16 protein-coding genes are annotated in these 18813 nt (G+C 60.8%); 1 reads left to right on the forward strand and 15 read right to left on the reverse strand.

Translation table 11 applies throughout. The features are described from left to right. Positions 1-20 precede the first annotated feature (20 nt). From AB4089_RS15195 to AB4089_RS15265, 15 genes are all read right to left on the reverse strand, one after another. Complete coding sequence (locus AB4089_RS15195) at positions 21-428, reverse strand: DMT family transporter (RefSeq protein ID WP_441410111.1); 408 nt, start codon at positions 426-428, stop codon at positions 21-23. Further along, positions 418-1170 (reverse strand): SDR family NAD(P)-dependent oxidoreductase, encoded by a 753-nt coding sequence (locus tag AB4089_RS15200; protein WP_441410112.1) that lies wholly within the window; start codon positions 1168-1170, stop codon positions 418-420. Before AB4089_RS15200 ends, AB4089_RS15195 begins: the two co-directional genes overlap by 11 nt. Before the next feature lie 79 nt (positions 1171-1249). Continuing rightward, positions 1250-1570: a DMT family transporter gene (locus AB4089_RS15205; protein WP_441410113.1), complete on the reverse strand. Its 321-nt coding sequence runs from the start codon at positions 1568-1570 to the stop codon at positions 1250-1252. A 142-nt stretch (positions 1571-1712) separates the two neighbouring features. Then, on the reverse strand, positions 1713-2561 hold the full coding sequence (locus AB4089_RS15210; RefSeq protein WP_441410114.1) for an acetoacetate decarboxylase family protein: 849 nt from the start codon (positions 2559-2561) through the stop codon (positions 1713-1715). 444 nt (positions 2562-3005) lie between these two features. After that, positions 3006-4217, reverse strand: coding sequence for a D-arabinono-1,4-lactone oxidase (locus tag AB4089_RS15215; RefSeq protein WP_441410115.1), 1212 nt, complete (start codon positions 4215-4217; stop codon positions 3006-3008). 98 nt (positions 4218-4315) lie between these two features. Further along, positions 4316-4513 (reverse strand): hypothetical protein, encoded by a 198-nt coding sequence (locus tag AB4089_RS15220; RefSeq protein WP_441410116.1) that lies wholly within the window; start codon positions 4511-4513, stop codon positions 4316-4318. Next, complete coding sequence (locus AB4089_RS15225; protein WP_441410117.1) at positions 4514-7450, reverse strand: FAD-binding and (Fe-S)-binding domain-containing protein; 2937 nt, start codon at positions 7448-7450, stop codon at positions 4514-4516. Positions 7451-7575: 125 nt separating this feature from the next. Next, complete coding sequence (locus tag AB4089_RS15230) at positions 7576-8544, reverse strand: sugar ABC transporter substrate-binding protein (protein ID WP_441410118.1); 969 nt, start codon at positions 8542-8544, stop codon at positions 7576-7578. Between the two features lie 67 nt (positions 8545-8611). Then, complete coding sequence (locus AB4089_RS15235; RefSeq protein WP_441410119.1) at positions 8612-9610, reverse strand: ABC transporter permease; 999 nt, start codon at positions 9608-9610, stop codon at positions 8612-8614. Next, on the reverse strand, positions 9607-10491 hold the full coding sequence (locus tag AB4089_RS15240; RefSeq protein WP_441410120.1) for an ATP-binding cassette domain-containing protein: 885 nt from the start codon (positions 10489-10491) through the stop codon (positions 9607-9609). The genes AB4089_RS15235 and AB4089_RS15240 overlap by 4 nt, the downstream gene beginning before the upstream one ends. A 633-nt stretch (positions 10492-11124) precedes the next feature. Continuing rightward, complete coding sequence (iolG, locus tag AB4089_RS15245) at positions 11125-12132, reverse strand: inositol 2-dehydrogenase (RefSeq protein WP_441410121.1); 1008 nt, start codon at positions 12130-12132, stop codon at positions 11125-11127. Positions 12133-12180: 48 nt separating this feature from the next. Beyond that, positions 12181-13644: an APC family permease gene (locus AB4089_RS15250; RefSeq protein ID WP_441410122.1), complete on the reverse strand. Its 1464-nt coding sequence runs from the start codon at positions 13642-13644 to the stop codon at positions 12181-12183. A 150-nt stretch (positions 13645-13794) separates the two neighbouring features. Continuing rightward, positions 13795-14778: a D-2-hydroxyacid dehydrogenase gene (locus tag AB4089_RS15255; protein ID WP_441410123.1), complete on the reverse strand. Its 984-nt coding sequence runs from the start codon at positions 14776-14778 to the stop codon at positions 13795-13797. A gap of 71 nt (positions 14779-14849) precedes the next feature. Further along, the gene (locus AB4089_RS15260; protein WP_441410124.1) at positions 14850-16610 is read right to left on the reverse strand and encodes an IlvD/Edd family dehydratase; all 1761 of its coding nucleotides are present in this window, start codon (positions 16608-16610) and stop codon (positions 14850-14852) included. A 53-nt stretch (positions 16611-16663) separates the two neighbouring features. After that, complete coding sequence (locus AB4089_RS15265) at positions 16664-17434, reverse strand: SDR family NAD(P)-dependent oxidoreductase (RefSeq protein ID WP_441410125.1); 771 nt, start codon at positions 17432-17434, stop codon at positions 16664-16666. A 183-nt stretch (positions 17435-17617) separates the two neighbouring features. Between AB4089_RS15265 and AB4089_RS15270 the strand changes: the two genes are divergently transcribed. Continuing rightward, complete coding sequence (locus AB4089_RS15270; RefSeq protein ID WP_441410126.1) at positions 17618-18802, forward strand: Gfo/Idh/MocA family protein; 1185 nt, start codon at positions 17618-17620, stop codon at positions 18800-18802. The last annotated feature ends 11 nt before the right edge of the window (positions 18803-18813 follow it).

Raw genomic sequence — 18813 nt, forward strand, 5'->3', positions numbered from 1 at the left:
TGGTCGTCCAGCGTGGCCGTTCAGGTGCTAGGACAGGGCTGGTTTGCCCGGTTGGCGAAGTTGAGAAGAACAACTCCGCCGATGATGGCGGCTATGGCTGCGGCTTTCCCCCAGGAGATCACTTCGTTGTGTAGGAGGACTCCGGCAAGTGCCACGGCCACCGTGCCGATCCCGGACCAGGTGGCATAAGCAATGCTCAGAGAGACGGATCTGAGCGCACGGGTCAGGAGGTAAAAGGACAGGGCGTAAAGGGTGAGCGCCGTTGTTGTCTGCACAGGGAGCCGAAAGCCCTCTGAGAAGTCGAGAAGTATCGTGCCTGTGATTTCGGTGACGATCGCTCCTGCGAGGAACAGCCAGCCTGTGACTGGCTTCTTCCGTAGATCTGGCTCTGCCGGGTCATTTTGGGTGGTTTCTTCCTTAGAGTGCAAGGTACCCCCCATCCACAATGAGATCGGTTCCAGTCACAAACGATGATTCCTTTGATGCGAGGAACAGGACGGCGTGGGATATCTCCGCCGGGGCAGCCATTCGCTTCATGGGCGTGGCGGCAACGTATGAGTCCGCGTCGACTTCGGCTTCATTCATGGGTGTCTGGACCATGCCTGGACATACTGTGTTGACGCGGATGTTTTCCGGGGCGAGTTTGACGGCGGCACTGCGCGTCATGAGTCGTAGTGCGCCCTTTGTGGCGTTGTAGGCGAAGTATTCTCCGTCCCCGATGTAGCCGAGTATGGAGGAGATGTTAATGATGGACCCGCCTCCAGCCCGCCGCATGGAAGGAACGACGGCCCGCATCCCGAGGTAGGCGCCGGTCTGATTCACTGCGACGGTCTTGGCCCAGTCGGACGGTCCCTCGATTTCAAAGCCACCGGGCGTGCCGGTTATGCCGGCGTTGTTGACCAGCACGTTGATCTGGCCGAAGGATTCGTTGATTTCCCTGACCGCATCAAACCAGGATGCTTCATCCGTGACGTCCAAGTACAGGTAGTGGATAGATAGGCCCCTGGAAGCGGCATCTTTTGCGAAACCTTTTCCCTCCTCGTCGAGTATGTCCCCAATCACGACCGTTGCTCCACGCTGGGCGAGGATTTCGGCATGGCTGGCCCCCATTCCCCGTGCTCCCCCGGTGATCAGGACGGTTGTGTCGGAAAGTCGTTGATTCGTTTGCATGTCAGTGTCCTAGTTCATGGGATGAGAGCCAGCACGAGACTGGGAAGACCGGCGGACTGGCCTTGGGCTTGTCGGCGGCTTAGTGTCCGCCCTGAAGATTGAGAGTGACGACGCCGGCCACGACGAGTCCCATCCCCAGGGCATGTTTCCAACCGGCTTTTTCGCCTCGGAACATGACGCCTACGGCCGCGACGGCCGCAGTTCCCAGCCCTGCCCAGAGTGCGTAGGCGACACCCATGTCGGTGAATTGCAGGATCTGGGCCAGTAAGGCAAACGCGATGGTGTACAGGCCTGCGACCGCCAGGGTGGGTTTCAGTTTCCTGAACTCGTTGGTCCTTGGAAGCAGAGTTGTTGCGGCCACTTCAGCTGCGGTGGCGAGTAGGAGAAGCGGCCAGATCATAGCGGCTTCCTTTCCGGTGATCGGGGCGGGTTGCCGTGGTTGTACTTCACGGCAACCCCGCCATTGTCAGAATCCGATTCCCGGGCGCCACCGGCCGGGTGGGCGGCTTGCGCCCCGGCGGGAGCTTGGGCGTGGGCTACAACTATGCGTTGAGCTGCTCTGTCTGACGGTCGGGATCAGGGTTCAGCTGGTCCAGGCCCTTAAACCGGTGTGCGATCGGCATCCAGGTGGGATCGTCGAAGCCGCGGCCCCACATGTACCCGGCGTAGATGTTGTCAGGGTCTTCCAGTTCGATCTGCTGCCCGAGAGGCCAGTAGCCGGCAAACTGGGCGTCGATTGCCTTGTCGATGGACACGATGGGGATGGTGTCCGTGGGATCCCATTTGGAGTGGCCCCACTCGAGTGTGGCGGTTCCTTCCCGGTAGGAGGTGTACTCATACTTGATGTCCCAAATGTTCAGCAGGGGCGGGTACTGGAGGCCACGACCGTTGGAGTGGGGGAACATCTTGATGTCGAAACCGTTGCTGTCAACCACGTGTGGGCCATGGTCCGGGCCGGTGATGTCGGCGTTGATTTCCATGAGCTGGATGCCACGTCTGTCTCCTGTTGCGCGGACGTTAGCCCCATCGCGCCAGATTCGCCCGTTGCCGTTCTTCTTGACCTCACCCCAGAGCTCGCGTCCGATCGCTACGGGAAGTTCCGGAGAAATGATCTCAGTCAACATCCAGTAGCCCTCGATGTCGCCGTACTTGCAGAGGATTGAGACAATTGCTCCGTCGAAAGTCCCACAGTAGGCGCTTTCGTACTGGGTGACGTTTGCATACGCGTTGCAAGTTCCTGCTTCCTCGTCGCCCAGTGGCTCAAAGATGGGAGGCAAGACAGACTTTGCGTACTCCCAGGTCGTCTTGAAGTAGACTCCGATTTCGTCGCAGGTAAACCTGGACGGCGCAACGAAGTCCTCGATTCGCTGCACTTCTTCTTTGTTTTTCACATAACCCGGCATGGGAAGCCCTCTCTTAGCTGGTGACACGCCCTTCGCTGGTGCTAAGGGTGTTACATAAACAACACCACTCCCTGCCGAGCATCCCAATAGTACAAAGGCAAGAAATTGTGATGGCTGTCATACTGATGGCCAAAAAAGTGACAGTAGTCACTGTTGGATTCCTTGCGGGTTGGGCAGCCCACCGTCCTCGATCGGACGTGAGCGCCCGATCCTTCGTTCAGCCCACCGAGCACCGCGGTCCCCCAGTGTTTCCGTCAGGTAGAACCACACCCAAGCTGACGGTTAGGGGCCTGGATGTCTTGACTTCCTTCTGGGACGGGCCTCCTGTGAAAGTACACCGTGAATCCACGGCATGTGCTTTGCACCGCATGATTGCCAGGCTGTCGCCGGACATCCGGTCCGGCGACAGCCATGCGTTTCCTTTGCCTGCTCCTACCCGAACAACGCCCGCAAGGGAGCGTTTAGGAAGGTACCGTTGGGGTCGAGCGCCCTCCGCACAGCATTGAAGTCGTCCCATTTGGGATAGCGGGACCGCAGGAGGTCGGGGGCAAGAAAATATGGTTGTTTGCCCCAATGGGGTCTGGCATCGAATTCGGACATTGCACGGTCAATCGCTTGGAAAAAGGGCAGATTGTCGGCGCCGAACGTCCTGCAGAAACCAAGAGCCACGGAATCCCTGCCAAACATCGGGGAGAGCCATGATTCGTCTCCTGCTACCGTCCGCACCTCCAGCGGAAAATCATCCGGGAAACGATCCAAGATGGGCAGGCAGGCCGATATCGCATCCTGCGCCTTGTCGTAAGGGAGGAAATACTCCACTTCATCCCATGGCGTGGAATACAGATCAGGGTAAATGCGGTATGGGCGGTTGACGCGTGCGCCTGGTGTGGGATCGTCTTCAGCGTCTACTGGGACTGTGTCGTAGGTCCGTACCAGCGTTGGATCATCCAGATCGCGGGGCAGCGGGGGCAGCTCAGCGGACATGTCGTACATGGGGCCGCGTACGAAACTGAAGTGTCGGTGCGTCCGGTTCCTCTCATCCCAATCGCTGAGAACCTCCGCAAAGGGGTGGAAAGTCAATGATTCCTTCAACTTGAATGCGGGCTCAAGCTGCAGATCTACGCTCACAAGAATGCCAAGCATGCCCATGGACGCCCGGAGAGCAGGCAGACGTGGATCGTCCGGTCCGATTCGTTCAAGTGTGCCGGCCGCAGTTATCAACTCTGCTCCGATAACCGATCCCGACAGGGCCGTAAGCTGCAGTCCTGACCCGTGGGTGGATGTGCTAATGGCACCGGCGATCGTCTGGAGATCAATTGCTCCTTGGTTCTTCAAGGACAGGCCGGCGTCCCATAAGGGTTCCCCCATCGCCCAGATGGGGGTGCCTGCCTTGACCCGCACCTGTGCCGCTTCCCTGTCGATGTCTACGATTCCGGAGATAGCCGAGATGTCGAGCACGATTCCGTCGGTGGGCACCAAGGGAGCAAACGAATGGCCGGCCCCCACCGGTCGAACCGAAATCCCCCGTTTTGTGGCGTCCTTGACTGTCTCGCTCACCTGCTCAACAGATACTGCCTTCACGACCGATTCGGGCTGGCATGTTTGTGTTCCCGCCCAATTGCTCCACCCCGTCTGAATGCTCACTTTTCCAAATCTCCGTTCTATGGCACCTAATGGGTATCCCGCCGCTGAACCAACCGATTCAGTTTTGGACACGGTCATACGTCGCGGTTGGGACGGGATCATCGTGAGCTGATGCTCGTGACGAAGATGAAGAACCCGGCCGCGGCGATTAAAAAGGCTGCTGGGCCTGATGGTACAAAAAGGATGCCGCGCACGTTGGCCATGTTTCGCAGTTGACGGGCGGGCTTGCCCAGATGCGGGCCGACCAAGCCCAACCCCGCCGCCACCAAAATGAGGAAAATTCCGAAGTATTCCACCTACCGTCCCCCGCTGGCATTGTCAGGGTCCATCGCCACGGCTAGATGCTTGCTCGAACGCCCGGGGTCTATCTGCGAGACCTGCATGGCGCAACTGAAACCGTCGGTGAGAACAAGGGTGTCCTTTCCGGCCTTGGCAAGGGCGGGAATGACGGAATGCTCGGCAACTTTCATAGACATATCGAAGTGCTCGGCCTCAAAACCGAAGTTGCCGGCGACACCGCAGCAAGAGGATGATTCCACAAGGTTCGGAACCCCCCAAGCTTCCAGGACGCGTTTCTGGGCACCTGAACCGAATACGGCGTGCTCGTGGCAGTGGGTTTGCAGCACGGCTGTTTCGGGCGCCAGCGCCGTGGGCTTCCACCCGCGTCTGATGGCGTCATCGACCGCCACGGAGAACGACCGGATCCTTGCCGCGACTCTGGCAGCGGCCGCGCCGCCTACCAGCTTTGGGCCTTCGTCTCGAATGGTCGCGGCGCAGCTGGGTTCGAGGACGACGATATCCCGGTTCGTGCCGTCGTCGAGTTTGCTTACCAACCGGGCCAGCCGCCGTCGGGCCCCATCGCGTTGCCCGGTGGAGATCCAGGTCAGGCCGCAGCAAGCGTCCGGAGTGCACCCTACCGAGCTGCCGGTGTCGCGGAGCACCCGGGCCGCAGCCGGGACGATCTCGGGCCGGAACGCGCGCGTAAAGCTGTCGATGAACAGAAGGACGTCGGCGTTGCCCGTGAACGCGGCTTCCCGCACCTGCCGCCGGATCCGGCCGTTCGTTGCGAAAGCTGGAAGCCGCCGCCGGGCGCTGATGCCCAACCATTCCCCCACAAGCCGGAAGGGGCGTAAAGCAGTCCCCACATTAGCCAGGGGTGCTACGCGGGTCAGCAGCGGGAGCCACCGGGGCAGCCAGCCAATGGAGTAGTGAGTAAAGGGCCGGATGCGCCCGCGGTAATGCTCATCGACGAGTTCCGACTTGGCTTCAGCGATGTCCACTCCGGTGGGACAGTCAGCGGAACAGGCCTTGCAGGACAGGCAGAGGTCCAGTGCCTCCCGGACTTCGGGGCTCGACCAGCCGTCCTTGCTACTGCCTTGGGTCCGGGTCAGTTCCTGCAATACCCGGGCTCGGCCGCGGGTCGAATCTTTTTCATCCTTTGTGGCCCGGTAACTGGGGCACATGAAGCCGCCAGTGGTGGACCGGCACCGTCCTACACCGATGCATGCGTGGGTGTTCCCGACGAACGGACTTGCCACCGGCAGCAGAGCACGGTCTTCGGAGGAAGGTCCGACGGCGGCAGTCTGGGCTGTGGTCAGCTCACCATGGGCGGGGCCGGGTGCAACTACTCCTTCCAAAGCCAGCGAGGCTGAGAAAGGTTCCGGGTCGACGATGATCCCGGGGTTGAGGACCCCTGCCGGATCCCAGAGGCGCTTGAAGGCCTTGAAGATGCCCACCATCTCCTGGGAGTACATCACGTCAAGTAATTCGCTGCGCGCCCGACCGTCACCGTGTTCCCCGGACAGGGAACCTCCATGGGCCACCACCAGCTTGGCCGCCTCACGAGTGAAGTCGCTGAACACCCTGCGGCCGGAGCCGCTGCGCAGATCGTAGTCCAACCGCATATGGACGCACCCTGCACCAAAGTGGCCGTACATTAAGGCCGTATAGCCGTACTTTTTCACCAGTGGGAGCAAGTCCGCCAAGTAGTCGGCAAGACGCTCCGGTGCAACCGCGGAATCTTCCCAGCCGGGCCACGTTTGCACTCCATCGATCCGTCTTGATGAAAGGCCCGCGCCGTCTTCTCGCACCCTCCAAAGTGCGGCCCTGTCCAGGGGTTCCGTGACGATCGAATGGCCAACGACGCGGCCATCGACGCCGAGCTTGTCAACCAGGTCTTCACAAGATGCGGCCGCCTGCTGGAGGGTGTCATCCGAAAACTCGACCATGAGAAAGGCTTTGCCCTCCGGCAATGACTCCACGCTTGCCGCTCCCCGTCGGTGCCGCATGATGTCCACGATCGATACGTCCAGGCCCTCGATGGCGCTCGGCTTTGCACCCAGGATTGTCGTCACATCACGCGCGGAATCGATAGTATTCGCGTAGCCAAGGCACAGCAGCGCGGTAGCCGAGGGCTTTTGCACAAGGCCCACCTTGGCCCGCACGACAACGGCGCATGTGCCTTCGCTGCCTGCCATTGCACTGGCAACATTAAAGCCGTGTTCCGGCAGCAGATGGCCCAAGTGATATCCAGAGACCTGCCGGGGAATGGTCTGCAGCTCCACCCGGAGGGCCGCCAGATGTGCTCCCGCCAGCGCTTTGAGGCCCTCCAGCAGGTCCTCAGCCCGGGCAACGGAATGGGCGTCGTTATCGTCGACAGCGCGGAGGAAATCCCGCCCCGCCCTGAGGTACGCGCCGTCGGCCGTGACCAGCTCCAACTCCTGCACGTGGTGGGTCATGCGGCCGTAAGCTACTGAGTGGTTTCCGCAGGCGTCGTTACCGATGGAGCCACCCACTGTGGCGCGCGTCAGGGAAGAAGGGTCCGGGGCAAATGTCAGCTTGCCTGTGGTGGCCTTCCCAACCTGCGCACGCAGCTCACCGAGGACGACCCCCGCGTCGGCCCACACCGTCGCCTGGCCTGCATCGAGGGATCCCACAGAGGTCATGTGGCGGGAAAGGTCGATCACCACACCGTCGCCTACGGCGTTCCCTGCCATCGAGGTTCCCCCGCCGCGTGCGGTGGTCGGTACTCCCGTGGCCGAGCATGCCCGCAAAACTGTCCGAACGTCGTCGACGTTTTTCGGGAAGGCGACGGCGGCAGGCCGTACCCGGTAGTTCGATGCATCGTAGGAATACTCAGAGCGTCTTCGCGGAGAGTCGTCCACCTGGATGCCGTGATCCCTCAACCTGGCGAGCAGCTGCCTGAGTTTCGTGTCACCGTCGTCGTCGGGCATGGTTGCATTCTCCATTCGTAGTGGTCCGCAGGAAGTGTAGGCAGATGCGGTAGGCGCGGGGGTGTGCCAAAACAGAACGGGCACAGCAGATGAATCCGCTGTGCCCGTTGGATTGATGGAACTGCCTACTTCAAGAACTCGGAAAGGTTGTCCTTGGTGATGAGCGTGAATGGCAGCGTGTAGCGGTTCTCCACGTTTCCGCCTTTAAGGAAGTCGGTGACAACCTCGACTGCTTTGACGCCCTGTCCGGCTGAGTCCTGGCGTACAGTTGCCGAAATTGTCCCTGCCTTGATGTCCTGGAGGGCGGGGTCGGTGCCGTCGACGCCAACCACAGCCTTGAACTCGGCCGTGCGGCCCGCGTCAGCAATGGCCGAGGCTGCACCGATGGCCATTTCGTCGTTGTTCGCCACCACGGCGTCAATCTTTCCGGACGGGAAGCGCTGAAGGGTGTCCTCCATGTTGCGCTTGGCGTCGTCACGGCTGCCCTTTGCCTGGAATTCGGCGACAATCTTGAAGTTCTTGTTGATTGTCTTGTCGAAGCCCGACTTGCGGCGGTCGGTCCATGACGCACCGTAGACGCCGGCCGCGAAGACGAGGTTGCCGCCGTTGGGAAGGAGCTTGTTGAGGTACTCGGCCTGCATTTCGCCGGCCACCGTGTCATCGACACCGATGTAGCTCTTGTAGCCGACGTTGGCACCTTCTGCGAACTCGGTTGACAGGATGAACAGCGGAACGTTGGCGGCGATGACCCGTTTCGCAGCGTTCTGGCTGGCATCGCCATCGAGAGGCTGCATGATGATGGCGTCAACCTGGCGGGTGAGGAGGTCCTCAACCTGGTTGAGTTCGCTTCCGACGTCTTTCTTGGAGTCGGTGATGCTGAGCTTGACGCCCTTTTCGACGGCCGTCTTCTTCATGGCGTCAGTCATGTGGGCCAGGTCCGGGTCCTGCAGGTCGAGGACCACAACTCCGATGTTGTAGGTCTTGCCTGCGGCTGAACCGTTGCTGGCATTGCTGCCGCCGGCACACCCGGTCAGCGTGAGGGCACTCGCGGCCAGCATTGCGACAGCCGCGGCGAGCTTACGTCGCATTCCCATGGTTGTTCCTTTCAATGATTTTGTCTGTGGTGAAGGAAATTGGTGGTTTGTTTGTCGTTGGTGAGGGTCAGTCCGACTTCCAGCGGTTCAGCAGTACGGCGAGCACCAGGATGATGCCCTGGACTCCTTGCTGGAAGTATGAGGAGACGCCCAGCAGGTTCATGCCGTTCATTACGACGCCCAGCAGGAGCACGCCGACGACGGTTCCCCGGATGGTGCCCACACCGCCGAACAGGCTTGTCCCGCCGATGACGACGGCGGCAATCACCTGCAGCTCGTAGCCGGTGCCGGCCACGGGGGCCGCACCATCGAGACGGGCAGTCAGGACGAGGCCGCCCAGCGCGGCGGTGATGCCGCCGATGAGGTAGACGGTGAAAAGCACCCGGCTTGTGGAGATACCCACTTTCTTGGCGGATTCTTCATTTCCACCCACGGCGTAGACGTGCGAACCAAACTTGGTGCGGCTCAGCACGAACTCACACAGCAGTGCAGCCAGGAGGAAGATAATCACCGGCACCGGGACAGGACCAATGAACCCGGAGCCGAGCCACTCAGCCGGGCCACTCAGCCCGGAGACAACCTGCCCGTCCGTGATAACCAGAGCCGCCGTGCGGGCAATGGCCATCGTCGCCAAGGTTGCCAGAAATGGCAGGATAGCTCCCCACACCACCAACGCTGCGCTGAGGAAGCCGACCAACAGGCCCACTCCGAGCCCGGCTATCAGCGGCAACCAGAAGGCACCTCCGCTGGCCGGGGCCAGTAGCGCGAAGGTCATGCCGGCCAAACCCACTACGGATCCCACAGAGAGGTCGATTCCTGCGGTGATCATGATGAAGGTCATCCCCAGCGCAATCAATCCGATGATGGATGATTGCCGCACGACGTTGACCAGGTTGTTCAGCGTGAGGAAGTTCGGGGCGGCAGCAGCCAAGAAGACGATGATGAGGACGAAGAAAATGAGGATTCCGTAATCCCCGATGAGGCGCTTGGTTTTGGTGGCAGCGGATTCCTCATTGAGCTCAGCCGGTCCCAGCTTTGTCTTCAGATTTTCCATTGTGAGGCTCACGAGTCGCTCCCGTTCGTCGTACCGCGTCCGGCCAGCGCGTCAACGACACTCATCGACGAGGTGCTTCCGATTTTGCGGCGCTCGTCCGGAATGCCGCTCCCATTGTCGACATAGTCGTCCAGAGTGCCGTGTGAGATGAGGTGCGCCACTTCGGCTTCAGTGACGTCTCCTACGTGGAAGCGCCCCACCACCTGGCCTTGGCGCATGACCGCGAAGCGGTCGGCCACTGCAAATGCTTCATCCAGGCGGTGAGTGATGATGATGACAGCGATGCCCAAATCCTTGAGCCGCTGCGTCACCTCGATGAGCTTGTCCACCTTGGCCACTGACAGGTTCGCGGTGGGCTCGTCCATGATGATTAGGCGTGCATCAAAGGCCAGTGCCCGCCCAATGGCAACGGCTTGCCGTTGTCCACCCGACAAGCGCTTGACCTTGAGCCGGGGGTTGATAGGGATGTCCAGCCGCTCCAGCACCCGCCTGGTTTCGGCTTCCATTTTTTTCCGGTCGATGATCTTCAGCAGCGGACCCAGAATGTTCTTCTGCGGCTCCCGCCCCAAGAAAATGTTGGTACGGACATCCAGGTTGTCAGCCAGGGCAAAGTCCTGGTACACCATCTCGACCCCTTGGTCGCGGGAGGCCGACGGAGTGGGAAACTCCGTCCTCTTTCCGTCCAACTCGATGGAACCCCGATCGGGTTGGTACACGCCCGTGAGTACCTTCATGAGCGTTGACTTGCCGGCGGCATTGTCGCCAAGCAACGCGAAGGTTTCGCCGGGCTGGACATCGATGCTGACGCCGCGCAAAGCGGACACCGCCCCGAATGTCTTATGTATGTCCTTTAGGGCGACCAGTGGAGGGGTCGCCGGTGGTGCGTCGGTCATCTCATCCTCGTTCGATAGGGCTATGCAATGAACCGGTGAAACGTTAGGCGGCGGTCGATCAAATTTTTGTTTGATCCTGCAGTTTCAGGGGTAATCCGGGGAAGCCCTATATCTGCGTGACCCCCACCACACTGTTTCACTTACTTGAACTTTGACGGATTCGAGAATGCGGGATGTGTGCCAATTTGAAACAGGGGAAGGAATGCCGAACAGACCATGTGGATCGTTTCAATTAATAGCGGATTTAGGGGCTCGTGCTGGCCCGAGATTGGCCGGACGCCGGCTTATCTCCCTATAAGAAGGCTGCAGCCGTCCTGTGAAAGAGGCGACGCTCACCCCTCGAGACAACCCACATGATGTCCCCTCGGGAGCTTTGTCCTCTACGTATCCGTCGAGCAGTACCCGCCCGGCTTTTGCAAACGGACCAAGGTCCCCTGTCTCTGTTTGCAAATGCCAACCGACGCCGTCCAGCCAGTCAGCCGTCATGTCCTGGGCCTATGAGCTGCGACGACACCGGCTTTCCGCCCAGCTCATCTGGGTTGGTTCTGTGTGATCAGCGAAAAGAGCCTGACCTGGGTCGCAGATGCTGTTGCGAAACATCGGGGCCCAGTTCAGGCGGCATCTTTGGCCCCTCTAGGTATGGTCCACTTCTATCGCAACCCCGGCCCGGGCCGATTTCTCTGCGGCGTCGGCCAGGATCAGCGCTGCGCGGCCGTCCTCAAAGCCCGGGTTCCGCGAAGGAAGTCCCCGCACTGCGCGCAGGAATTCGGCCACTTCAAGACGGTAGGCCTCCGCATAGCGCTCCAGGAAGAAGTTCTGGTAGGGACCGATCGCTTCGACTGCCCTGGCACTCCAGTGCCGGACGAGCGTGTCATTCTTGTTGCCCACTTGCAGCAGTCCCGTTGAGCCAAATGCCTCAATTCGCTGGTCGTAGCCATAGGCTGCATGACGAGAATTCACAATCGTCACTAGCTCGTCCTTGGACCCGCGCAGAGTAACCACTGCCGAGTCGAAGTCTCCGGCGTGGCGGGCGTTCTCGCTGAAAACGTTCGCGCCCTGCGCTGATACCTCCACGATGTCCGGTATGAAGTACCGCGCCATATCCAGATCGTGGATGGTCATGTCCCGGAAGATCCCACCCGAGTCTGCAAGATACGATGCCGGCGGCTCCCCAGGGTCGCGACTGGTGATCACCATCTGCTCCAACCTGCCAATCTCGCCAGCTGCTACACGACGCTTTAGCTCCACAAAATGCCTGTCGAAGCGCTTGTTGAAGCCCAACGCGATGGGAACGTCCGACGCCGCCGCTTTCGCACGGAGCGCATTCACACGCGCGATATCCAGATCGATTGGCTTCTCGCACAACACGGGAACACCTGCATCAATGGCTCTCTCCACCAGGTCCACGTGGGTTGCAGTTGGTGAGGCGACAATGACGGCATCGACTTCTCCTGAGGCGAACACTTCCTCGGGGTCGTCGCTCACACGGCCGCCAAACTCGGCGGCTGTCCGTTTGGCACTTTCGATAATGGGGTCACATACCCAGGCAAGCGTGGCTTCGTCCAAGGTAGCCAAACTCATGGCATGCACCTGACCGATCCGTCCGGTACCGAACAGGCCAATCCTGATCTGTTTCGTCATTGCAATCTCCCAGATGTAGATATGTCGCTGAGGGGAAATGGGGAACTGTCAGTCGACCTTCTGCCGCCCCAGCCGTGCATACACCTCAGGGCGCTTGGCACGCAGGACGAGGGCGTAAGCAATGCCGCCTAAAAACAATGCGAAAGTGAACGTCATGAAGATGACCGTCAAGACAGTGGATCCGCCGATGAGCTCAGGGTAGTTGGTGATTGCCAGGTAAGTGATGAGTCCGAGGAATCCGGCGCTAATGAGCGGTGCGACTATTGTCTTCCAGACCGACTCCGGCGCAAAGCTACGACGGCGCAGGAAGTAAACGAGAACCGCGCAGCTCGTGATGAACATCAGGAGCAAGACTGCGAAACTGCCGCTGCCGCTGGCGATTGGATAAAGGTTGTCCGGGGATACTGCCAGGATCGTGAAGATCACGGTCGCCACGCCCCAGACCAGACCCACAGCCAGCCCCGACACGTACGGGGACTTATGGCGGGGGTGTACCCGCCCAAGGATTGACGGCAGCACCCCATCGGCCGCGAGGGAGAAGCTGTACCGGGCCGCGATATTTTGCACAGAGAGCATCGACGCCAGAATCGAGGTGATCAAAAGGATCGTGCCCACATCTGCGAAGATTTTTCCGAGCAGCGCTGTGGCGGCGTCATTGAACAAGTTGACGGTGTTGTCTTGGGCGGCAGTCTGGGCGTTGTCAGCTCCCAGGAACGCGATATAGGCCCAAGCCGCAATGGCATAGAACAGGCCGATACCGGCCACGGCAAGGTAGGTTGCCCTCGGGATCGTCCGCTCGGGGTTCTTGACCTCGTCGCGGTAGATCACTGTGGCCTCAAATCCGAAGAAGTTTCCAACAGCGAAGAGCAAAGCCAGTCCCAGTCCGGCGTCTGCCAGCCCCGGCATGGCAAAGCCGATGCTGTGCTCCATATTGCCGCCGCTCGAGGCGAAGGAGGCGATGTCGAAGATGACAACTACCGTGGACTCAAGGAGCATCACGATCGTCAAGACCCTCGCCGAAAGATCGATCCGATGGTAGGCGAGAAACGTCGTCACCGCGATAATTCCGAGTGCATACCAATACCACGGGATGTCCGGGCCGATTAGGGTGTTGACGACGAAAGCCTGCAGCGTTACCGCGAACAGCGGCGGCGCGAAGAAGCCGATGAACATGTAGCCAAAGAGCGCAAGGAAGGCCCCTCCCAGACCGGCGGGCTTACCGAAGCCCGCCGTGACGAAGGAGTAGAAACCACCGGGGTTCTTGACGCTCTGGCTCATCTTCACGAATCCAACGGAGAAGATGAGCAGCATTACAGTCAGCAAAATGTAAATGCCGGGCGCGGTGTGGCCGCTGAACATCAGCAGCACAGGGATGAAACCTGCGACCGTTGTCAAGGGCGAGGAGAACGCGAGCACGCTCATCACGAGCTCGCCCACGCCCATATTTCCGCTGAGCTTATGTTCCTGCGTATGGGCCGGCGTCTTCGTCGTACCTCTTGGTGTGCTTGACATGTAAAATCCTCGTCACGAAATAATTTTGAGTGCTAAATCACACTATCGACGGGGATCGTGAGAGCACTGTACCAGCTTGGGACACGGGATCCCATGGGGGTATTCCGGCCCGTTTCTAGAACCCGGAATACACCCCATGGAATGGCTTCATCAGGGCGCTTCAGACGCCAAGGCAGGAGTAGCCGGACCAAGCTTCTTCAGGTCCACCACGTCCTGGAGCGGCTCACGGGCCTTCCACAGCCTGAGATTCCGGGCAAAGCAATCCACTACTCTTCCCCGCCAGCCGATCAAGTCGCCGGAGGCATGCGGGGAGACCAGGATGTCCCGACGACTCCATAGCGGATTCCCGATATCCAAGGGCTCATGTTCAAACACATCCAGTGCCGCCCCGCCCAGATGTCCGGCGTCAAGGGAGTCAAGAAGGTCCTGCTCCACCACCACCGCCCCGCGGCCTACGTTGACCAGACGCGCCCCGGGCCGCATTGTGCGGAGCCGCGACGAGTTGAACAGCCCGCGGGTTTCTGATGTAAGCGGCAGGGTCAGCACCACGTCATCGGCTTGGCCAAGAAGCTGGTCAAGCTCATCAAAGCCGGAGATTGAACCCAGCTGGGGATCGTTCCTGGCAGACCGGCCCACAACGTTGACGTCCATTCCTGCAGCGCGCAGGAGGAGGACGGTTTCGCGGCCCACCGGACCCGGCCCCACTACCAGGACTTTCCGTCCCAGCAGCGGCTCGGTTTCTCGGTGCTGCCAGATGCGCGCCTGTTGCAGCTCTATGGTGCGGCGCAGGTCTTTGGTGAACATCAGCAGGACGCCCAGTACCCACTCTGCGATCGGCCGCTCGCACACGCCGCGGGAGTTGCTCACAACGATGTCGCTGTTGACGATTTCATCGGTCATCAGGCTGTCAACGCCGATGCTTGAGGTGTGTATCCAGCGCAGCTCTCCCGGCCCCACCTCACGCAGGAGCTTGGTCCTGAAGTCGTTCAGGAACAGGATCTCCGCACCGGGCTGGGCAGCCCGGAACTCGTCCGCGGTGCGCACCACCACGACATCTGCCTCGGCTTCCAACCGTTCAACAGGAGGGCGCGGGCGGCCCTCCTGGACAATCACCATCACTTTTGGTCTTGACACACTTACCCCTTCCCGGGGCTGCCCCTCAGGAGCAGCCTCCGCTTGTTCTTGTGTTTGGAGTTTGCTGTCGTTTACCAGCCGCCCTGCCAACCGCTCATCAGACCGTACGGCAAGCGTTGTGGCTCCTCGTCCGGCAGGCCCTTGAGGAAGTCGAAGTCGCAGCCTTCATCGGCCTGGTTTACGTGATCGATGAAAAGCCGTCCGTAGCCGCGCCGGTATTTCGGTTCCGGGAGCTTCAGTTCCGCCAGTCTGCTCTCGATCTCCTCGGCTGGGATGTCCAAATCCAGGCGCTGGTTCTCGACGTCCAGCACAATGGGATCTCCGTCCCGGACAATCGCCAGCGGCCCACCCACGGCAGCCTCTGGAGAAACGTGCAGCACTGTGGTGCCAAAGGCGGTGCCGCTCATGCGGGCATCCGAAATCCGGACGATGTCACGGATCCCCTGACGCAGGAGCTTCTCGGGAATGGGGAGCATGCCCCATTCGGGCATGCCGGGAGCTCCAACCGGTCCACTGTTGCGCAGAACCAGCACAGAGTCTTCGGTGATGTCCAGATCGGGGTCGTCAATCCTGCGTCCCAGGTCGTAAATGTCCTCGAAGACCACTGCTGAGCCTTTGTGCTGCAGCAGATCCTTGGACGCAGCACTCCGTTTGATGACCGCTCCGTTGGGTGCGAGGGAGCCACGGACGACGGCAATGCCTCCGGAAGCATCGAAAGGGGCCTCGAGAGTACTGACCACGACGCCGTCAGGTTCGGGGGCCGAACGGTAGCCATTCTCAAGGGACTCCCCAGTGACCGTGATGGCGTCCCTGTTCAGCAGCGGCGCCAGTTCCTTTAGTACGGCGGAGATGCCGCCGACCTGGAACAGTTGCTGCACCAAGTACTCGCCGGAGGGACGGACGTTGACAATGCGGGGGGTCCGTTGGGAGATCTCGTGGAAGCGGTCCAACGGCAGTTCATAACCAACCCGCCGGGCCAGTGCCAGAAGGTGCACCACGGCGTTGGTGGAACCACCCACAGCCATCAGGAGGGTGATTGCATTATCGAAGGCCTCTTTTGTCAGTATTTCGCTGGGCTTTGGCCCCTGCGACAGTGCCATCTCCACTGCCCGGCGGCCGGTGGCTTCCGCCGCTTGAGCGCGACGCGCATCTACCGCAGGGATCGACGCAGTGCCCGGCAGACACATGCCGAGTGCTTCGACGAGGGACGTCATGGTGGAGGCCGTGCCCATCTCGCTGCAGTGTCCTGCAGAAGGTTTCGCAGCCGATTCAAGCTCGTCGAAGTCCGCCTCGGTGATCTTCCCTGCGCGGAGCTCATCTGCGTACTTCCAGGTGTCTGTGCCGACCCCGAGCTGCTTCCCCCGGAAGTGTGCGGGCTCTTGGGGGCCGCCTGTCAGCATGATGGTTGGTACATCTGCACTGGCGGCCCCCATGAGCTGGGCTGGGACTGTTTTGTCACAGCCGCCGAGCAGCACGATGGCGTCCAGCGGGTAGGCGCGGATGGACTCTTCAACGTCCATGGCCATCAGGTTGCGGAACTGCATGGCCGACGGCTTCATCAGACTTTCACCCAGGGAGATGGTGGGGAATTCCAGCGGAAGACCGCCGGCCATGAGAACGCCGCGCTTCACGGCGTCCGCCAACAGCTTGAAATGGATGTTGCAGTTGACCAGCTCCGACCAGGAGTTTGCGATTCCAATCACCGGCTTGTCCTTGAGAGCAAAGCGCGAGAAGCCCTCGGCCTGGATCGCTGTGCGGTGAACGAATCCGGTGAGGTCGTGCGGTGCGAACCATCGCGCACTTCGGAGGTCCTTGTAGTTCGACTCTTCCATGTCCTTTAAACTCCTTGGGCTTGTTCGGTCTTGGCGGGTAAATTGGGGCGTTCCTACGCAGCGGTTGTGCCGCCGTCGAACGCCATGCTGGTTCCGGTAGCAAAAGTCCCTTCGACAGCCAGGAAATAGATAGCCGCTGCCACCTCGTCCGGATCCGCGAGCCGGTTCAGGGGCACGGTGCTTTCCTTCAATCTCCGGGCTTCCGTTGGATCCGGCGCCGCCGCCAGGCCTGCCCGCACCATGGGCGTATCAATCGGCCCGGGGCAGACTGCGTTCACTCGGACAAGGGGTGCCAGTTCCAAGGCCAAAGCCTTGGTGAGTCCTACAACGCCGGCTTTGGCCGCGCAGTAATGGACAAGCCCGGGTGCACCCATGGCGGCGAGGTCGGAAGCGACGTTCACGATCGAGCCTCCCCCGGACCGCCGCATATGGAGCCCGGCCTCACGGGAAACGTAGAAAGTCCCGGACAGGTTTGTCTCCAGCACGTCGTGCCAGCGGTCCTCGTTGAGGTCTTCCAAGGCCACATGCCCGGCCACACCAGCAGCGTTGACCGCTACGTCCAGGCCCCCCAGCGTATGGATCGCACCTCGGACGGCGTTCTTGACTGCGGCGGCATCGGAGACGTCGGCAACCACTGTGTGCGCGCCGGCGCCGATCTCGTCTGCGACGCGCTGCAGACCGGCCGACCGCCGGCCCAGCAGTGCCACCCGGGCGCCTCGTTTGGCGAAAAGCTTTGCGGTCGCTTCCCCGACGCCGGATGCCGCACCCGTGATGAGCACGCGCAGGGGTTCCGTTCGAAGCTGTTGATTTCGGTCCATCATCATCGACGGAACTCCTTCTGTAGGCACAGGTGGCTGGCATGTTCCACTAAAGCAGTGCATCCCCGCCGCCAGCTGTCTCACATTGAGACACATCGCACACTGCCTGCGTTCTTAGGCTGGTCAGCAGATGCCGCCTTCATTCCGTGGCACAGCACCGCTGAGAGCGGCACAGACTAAGGAGTCCTTTTGGAACAGCAGAACCGCATTGGGGTTGGCTTGATTTCGGTCGGATGGATGGGCAGGTTGCATTCGCGCGCGTACCTGGCCACCAAGCAGTTCTTTCCGGAACTGCCTCGGCATCCTGAGTTGGTGATCGCCGCGGACCCGGACGACGCCGGTCGCCACCATGCCGAGGACGCACTCGGTTATAAGGAAACGGCCACGGATTACCGCAAGGTGCTGGAGAACCCGGACGTGGACGTTGTGTCCATTTGCTCCCCCAACTTCCTTCATCACGAAATAGCACTTGCCACCATCGAAGCCGGCAAGCACTTCTGGATTGAGAAGCCCATGGGCCGCAGCGCGCAGGAGTCCCGCGAAATAGCCCAGGGCGCAGAGGCCGCAGGACTCATCACATCTGTGGGATTCAACTACCGGCACGCACCCGCTGTGGCGGAAGCCAGGCGGCTCATCCGGTCCGGAGCCCTGGGCCGAATCACCAACGTGCAGATCCGCCTCCTCACCGGATACGCCTCGGATCCAAGCCAGGTGTTTACGTGGCGCTATGAGCAGGCCCGCGCAGGCTCCGGAGTCCTGGGCGACGTCCTAAGCCACGGCTTCGACCTCGCACAGTTCCTGGTGGGCCGCATCACCTCGCTGAATGCCGTGACGGAGACCTTCATCAAGGACCGGCCGCTGCCTGCCGGCAACTCCTCGAATTCCTTCGACATGGGCCAGGCCTCGGACGTCACCCGGGAGGTGGAAAACGAGGATTACACCGCCATGCTGGCCCGCTTCGAAGGCGGCGCGATCGGCATGTTCGAGTCCACGCGCGTGGCCATCGGACCCCATGCCGAATACATCATCGAGGTCTACGGCACTGAAGGCTCCCTGCGTTGGAACTTTGAGCGCATGAATCAGCTTGAACTCGCCACAGACCGCAGCGGCTACCGCACCATCATGACACCGCCGTCCTTCGGCGAATTTGGCCGCTTCCAGCCCGGTCCCGGGCCCGGGATTGGATTCAACGACCTCAAGACCATCGAGGCCGCGCTGTTCCTGCGTTCAGTTGCGGAAGGAAAGCAGCTTGGTCCGTCCGCCGCGGACGGCTGGTCAGCCTCCGAACTCGTGGATGCATCGCTGCGCAGCGCCGGTTCCGGCGACTGGGTTGAGATCCCGGAAGTTTCCGGGAACACGACCTACCAGGCCTAAGCCCACACCGC

The organism is Arthrobacter sp. 2MCAF15 (assembly GCF_052115605.1).
Lineage (GTDB): Bacteria > Actinomycetota > Actinomycetes > Actinomycetales > Micrococcaceae > Arthrobacter.